A 5,615-nucleotide genomic window follows, 5' to 3' on the forward strand; every position below is an offset into this window, starting at 1 on the left:
CCACCAGACCGCTCACCGACCGCGATCCGCGCGAATCAATCTCGCGCTATCCGTAAATTTCCGGCCCCCGAGTCGCCTGCGCCACCCCTCAGCGACTTCACGAGCTTCCTTGAAGCTTAGCGTAGTAGCCTGCTCCAGGATGACCTTGACCTCGCCTTGGAGAGATCTCCCATGTTGCCTGGCTCGAACCTTGAGGCGCTTGATGGTCCCTTCGGCCAGATCTCGGACAAGAATGTGCGGCATGCTCGCATCCCCTCTTTACAACAAGAGTTTCAAGATATCAGAATGATATCAAAGTTGCGTGCCTATGCAAGTGCTGCCGCACATGCTTTCTTGAAGCGCTCCAGGACTTTGAAGAGGAGTCCGGCCTCGGCGAGCTTTGTGATCGTATTGTCGAAGTCGAACTTCTCGATCACCTCCTGCATGTTGGGGGAGAAACCCTTGATGTAGTTCCTCAGGTTGGCTGCAACGTTCGGGGCATCGGCAAGGAGCTTCTCGAAGTCGTAGCGCGACGTGTTGTAGAACGCGAACGCTGAGGCCTTCCGGAGCAACGGGTCAAGGTTCTCGAGCCCCTTGCCCCTGTATTTGGCCAGAGTTTGGAGGACCTTTTCCTTCGTTGGAGCAAGCACGCAGTCGAGCCGGCGGAGGACGGTCAGGGGCAGGATGACGTCCTGGTACTTCCCGCGCTTGAAGGTGTCGCGGATCAGCTCCGCGACGCCCCAGAGGAAACTGACGATCTCGCCGTGGTTCATGCGGGCGACGTGCTCACCGAGCGACGACGCGCTGGAGGAACTGGCCCGTGTAGGACTTCGGGGCCTGGCGGGCCACCTCCTCGGGGGTGCCGGTGGCGATGATGCGTCCGCCCTCGTCGCCGCCCTCGGGCCCGAGGTCGATGATCTGGTCTGCGGTCTTGATCACGTCCAGGTTGTGCTCGATCATTACCACCGTGTTCTCCTGGTCCACGAGCCGGTTCAGGTGCCGCCGATCATTACGACAACCAGCTCAGCATGACGGATTGCGCGGGTATCGTCAACTACTCAGCCGTTCCGACAACCTTTGATTTGAAGCGCGCGAACAGCCAGTCCAGGAAGAACTTGGCGAACTCCTGATCATCCGTGATCCGTTCCGCATCCGGGCGGTGCTTCACCCAAGGTCCTCCACCCATAGGAGATGAGTACCGAGCGGGCTCCGTTCCAGGTGACGATATAGCCTTCGGTCGGCTGTCACGAGCTGGCATCCCCTGTGGCTGGCTAGAGCAAGGTAGACGCTATCATAAAGGCTCCGGCGATAGCGTGTCGCGACGCGCCACGCCAGATCCAGCAACGCGTCTGAAGCGTAAATTCGGAGCGGGAACCGTCGGAAGTCCTGAAGCAGGCCTGAGGCCTCCGCCTCCTGGAGCTCGCGCCGCCGCCATTTCTTCCAGAGCGTATTGCCGACTTCGGCCCAGATCAGGTCAGGGGCCAGCAAGGAGTACTCTCCGCTTAAAGCGACGACGGCGGCGTCCGCGTGGCGTTCCGGCACGAGCCACTTAACCGCCACGCTCGCATCCACCACCAGATCGCTCACCGACTGCGATCCGCGCGAATCAATCTCGCGCTATCAGTAAATTCCCGGCCGCGGAGTCGCCTGCGCCACTCCTCGGCGACTTCACGAGCTTCCTTGAAGCTTAGTGTAGTAGCCTGCTCCAGGATGACCCTGAGCTCGCCCTGGAGAGATCTCCCGTGTTGCCTGGCTCGGACCTTGAGGCGCTTGATGGTTCTTTCGTCGAGATCTCTGACAAGAATGTGAGGCATGTTCGGATCCTCTCTTTACAGGAGTTTCAAGATATCAAAATGATATCACATATTTGCGCGCCCTGCGCAAGTGCTCTCGCACATGCTCGCGCGAAAGGGTTGCTAGGCTCCGTGGAGCAGCGATGGCTGGGAGCGGTTCCCTGAAAGGAGCGGGGTCCGGATTTCGATGGCGGAATATTATCCGCCTTGCGGGGGCCCTAAGGTCAGCCTCGATCGGCTTGAGGCGGCCGGCAGAATCACGTCCTGGCACGTGCCGCGCTTGAACGTGTCACGGATCAGGTCCGCGACGCCCCAGATGAAGCTGACGATCTCGCCGTGGTTCACGCAGGCTTCGCCAGAACGCGCTGGAGAAACTGGCCCGTGTAGGACTTGGCGGCCTGGCGCGTCACGTCCTCGGGCGTGCCGGTGGCCATGACGCGCCCGCCCTCGTCGCCGCCCTCGGGGCCGAGGTCGATGATCCAGTCCGCGGTCTTGATCACGTCCAGGTTGTGCTCGATGATGACCACCGTGTTCCCCTGGTCCACGAGCTGGTTCAGGACATCCAGGAGCCGCTGGATGTCGGCGAAATGGAGCCCGGTGGTGGGCTCGTCGAGGATGTAGAGCGTCCGCCCCGTCGCGCGGCGGCTGAGCTCGGTCGAGAGCTTCACGCGCTGAGCCTCGCCGCCCGAGAGCGTGGTGGCGGACTGGCCGAGGCGAATGTAGTCGAGCCCCACGTCGTGGAGCGTCTGGAGCTTCTGCCTGATGACGGGGATGTTCTCGAAGAAGGCCAGCGCCTCGTGGACGGTCATGTCCAGCAGGTCCGAGATGTTCTTCCCCTTGTAGCGGATCTCCAGGGTCTCTCGGTTGTAACGCTTCCCCTTGCAGACCTCGCACATCACGTACACGTCCGGCAGGAAGTGCATCTGGATCTTCACGAGCCCGTCGCCCTGGCACGCCTCGCAGCGACCGCCCTTGACGTTGAAAGAGAAGCGGCCGGGCGCGTAGCCGCGCATCCGCGCGTCGGGGGTCCGGGCGAAGAGCGTCCGGATGAACGTGAAGACCCCGGTATAGGTCGCCGGGTTTGAGCGCGGCGTCCGGCCGATCGGTGACTGGTCGATGTCGATGACCTTGTCGACGTGCTGGGCTCCCTCGATCCTGTCGTGGGCCCCCGGCTTTTCTTGCGCCCGGTAGAGCATCTGCGCCAGCGCCCGGTAGAGGATGTCGTTCACGAGCGTTGACTTCCCCGACCCCGACACGCCTGTGATGCAGGTGAACGTCCCGAGCGGGATCCTGACCGGCATCCCCTTCAGGTTGTGCTCGCGCGGGCTGTGGATCGTGAGGAACTTGCCGTTGAGCTTGCGCCTGGCCGACGGGATCGGGATCCTGAGCTCGCGCGCGAGGTACTTGCCCGTGAGCGAGTTCGGGTTCTGCATGATCTCGTCGGGGGTCCCAACTGCGACCACGTGGCCGCCCATCTCGCCCGCACCGGGCCCGAGGTCGATCACGTAGTCGGCGGAGCGGATCGTCTCCTCGTCGTGCTCGACCACGAGCACCGTGTTCCCCAGGTCGCGGAGCCGCTGGAGCGTGTCAAGGAGGCGGCGGTTGTCGCGCTGGTGAAGCCCGATCGAGGGCTCGTCCAGGATGTAGAGGACGCCGACCAGGCTCGAGCCGATCTGGGTCGCGAGCCTGATCCGCTGCCCCTCGCCTCCCGCAAGCGTGGCAGCGGGCCGGTCGAGGGTCAGGTAGTCGAGCCCGACGTTCTGGAGGAAGCCGAGGCGCTCGCGGATCTCTTTGAGAATTCGCCGCGCGATGATCTCCTCGCGCTCGGAGAGCTGGAGGCCCTCGAAGAACTTGGCGGCCTCCTTGATCGTGAACTTGACGACCTCGGCGATCGAGAGGCCTGCGATCTTCACCCCCAGCGTCTCGGCGCGGAGCCGCGAGCCCCTGCAGACCGGGCAGTCCTTCAGGGACATGAACCGCTCGATCTCCTGGCGGGTCTCCTCCGACAGCGTCTCCTTGTAGCGCCGCTCCAGCACCTTGAGGACACCCTCGAAGCCACCGTCGGGCTCACCGTGGAGGATCAGCTCGCGCGTCGGCTTCTTCAGCTGCTTCCACGGCGTGTCGAGGCGGAACCGGTGGCGCTTGGCCAGCACCTGGAGCGTCTGCTTGAAGTAGACCGACTCGCGCCCTGCCCAGGGCGCCAGCGCCCCCTGGCTCAGCGACTTCCGCGAGTCGGGGACGATCAGCTCCGGATCGATCTCGTAGCGGCTCCCGATCCCGCCGCACTCGGGGCAGGCCCCGTAGGGGTTGTTGAACGAGAACATCCGCGGGGAGACCTCGGGGAAGGAGATCCCGCAGCGGGCGCAGGCGAGCTGCTCGGAGAAGAGGAAAGCCGGCCCGTCCACCACCTCGACCTGGGCAATGCCGCTGGCCAGCTTCAGCGAGGTCTCGAGCGAGTCGGCGAGGCGACCGCCGATGGTGTCCTTGACCAGCAGACGGTCCACCACGACCTCGATCGTGTGCTTCTTGTTCTTGTCGAGGTCGATCTCCTCCGTCAGCTCGCGGAGCTGGCCGTTCACGCGGACGCGCGCGTACCCCTGGCGCCTGAGATCGAAGAAGAGCTTCTTGTACTCGCCCTTTCTCCCGCGGACCACTGGCGCCAGGACCAGGAGCCTGGTCCCCGTCGCCAGCGCCAGGACGCGATCCACCATCTGCTGAACGGTCTGGGCCGAGATCGCCTGGCCGCACGAGGGGCAGTGCGGCACGCCGATCCGCGCGAAGAGGACCCGGAGGTAGTCGTAGATCTCGGTGACCGTCCCCACCGTCGAGCGGGGGTTGTGGGAGACCGACTTCTGCTCGATCGAGATCGCCGGGGAGAGCCCCTCGATCGAGTCCACGTCCGGCTTCTCCATCTGCTCCAGGAACTGCCGGGCGTAAGCCGAGAGCGACTCCACGTAGCGCCGCTGCCCCTCGGCGTAGATCGTGTCGAAGGCGAGCGAAGACTTCCCCGACCCCGAGAGCCCCGTGATCACCACCAGCTGGTCCCGGGGAATCTCCAGGTCGATGTTCTTGAGATTATGCTCGCGCGCGCCCCGGATGATAATCCGATCGCTGGCCATCAGGCTTGCTCCTCACCCGTCACCCAACCATCGCATTTTACCATTTCGCACGAGGACGTGCGGCTGTCGAGTCAGTAGCGGGCATGCGGTCGTCTCACGCGCCGGAAATTGACAGCGGACCTGCCACGCTGCATCCTAGCCAGAGAACTCGCCATGCCCAGGGCGCGCCCCAACCCCAAGTCAACGCTCGTCCTCCTGGTCCGTCACGCCCTGACACCGAAGACGGGCGTGATCCTGCCCGGGCGTGCGCCGAGGCTGCACCTGGCGGACGAGGGACGACGCCAGGCCGACGCCGTCGCCCGGCGCATCGGCGGGCTCCCACGCCTCGCCGCCGTCTACACGTCACCCCTCGAGCGCGCGCGGGAGACGGCGGCCACGATCGCAGGTCCCCGCGGCCTCACCCCCAGGGTGGAGGCCGGCCTCAACGAGTGCGACCCCGGTGAGTGGGCCGGGCTCGCGCTCAAGCGGCTTCGACGAAAGCCCGAGTGGCAGCTGGTCCGCCACCACCCGAGCGGCTTCCGCTTCCCCGGAGGCGAGTCGTTCACTGAGATGCAGGCACGCGTCACAGCCGCGCTCGCCCGGCTCGTCGAGCGCCACCCCGGCGACGCCATCGTCGCGGTCTCCCACGCCGATCCGATCAAGGCCGCCGTCGCCCACGCCCTCGGCGTCCCGCTCGACCTCTTCCAGCGGATCGCCGTCGCCCCGGCCTCGATCACCGTGATCG

General features: G+C 64.9%; 4 protein-coding genes and 1 pseudogene. 1 reads left to right on the forward strand and 4 read right to left on the reverse strand.

Going from position 1 to position 5,615, the window contains the following annotated elements; translation table 11 throughout:
- Positions 1-305 precede the first annotated feature (305 nt).
- From HY726_17015 to uvrA, 4 genes and pseudogenes are all read right to left on the reverse strand, one after another.
- Positions 306-752: a type I restriction-modification system subunit M N-terminal domain-containing protein gene (locus tag HY726_17015; protein MBI4610698.1), complete on the reverse strand. Its 447-nt coding sequence runs from the start codon at positions 750-752 to the stop codon at positions 306-308.
- A 13-nt stretch (positions 753-765) separates the two neighbouring features.
- Positions 766-975, reverse strand: a pseudogene (locus HY726_17020) (excinuclease ABC subunit A).
- Between the two features lie 168 nt (positions 976-1,143).
- Positions 1,144-1,566 (reverse strand): type II toxin-antitoxin system VapC family toxin, encoded by a 423-nt coding sequence (locus HY726_17025; protein ID MBI4610699.1) that lies wholly within the window; start codon positions 1,564-1,566, stop codon positions 1,144-1,146.
- A 547-nt stretch (positions 1,567-2,113) separates the two neighbouring features.
- Complete coding sequence (gene uvrA, locus HY726_17030) at positions 2,114-4,891, reverse strand: excinuclease ABC subunit UvrA (GenBank protein ID MBI4610700.1); 2,778 nt, start codon at positions 4,889-4,891, stop codon at positions 2,114-2,116.
- Positions 4,892-5,044: 153 nt separating this feature from the next.
- On the opposite strand from uvrA, the gene HY726_17035 reads away from it, so the two are divergent.
- On the forward strand, positions 5,045-5,615 hold a 571-nt coding region (locus HY726_17035), incomplete at its 3' end, for a histidine phosphatase family protein (protein ID MBI4610701.1).

This window comes from Candidatus Rokuibacteriota bacterium, from assembly GCA_016209385.1.
Lineage (GTDB): Bacteria > Methylomirabilota > Methylomirabilia > Rokubacteriales > CSP1-6 > JACQWB01.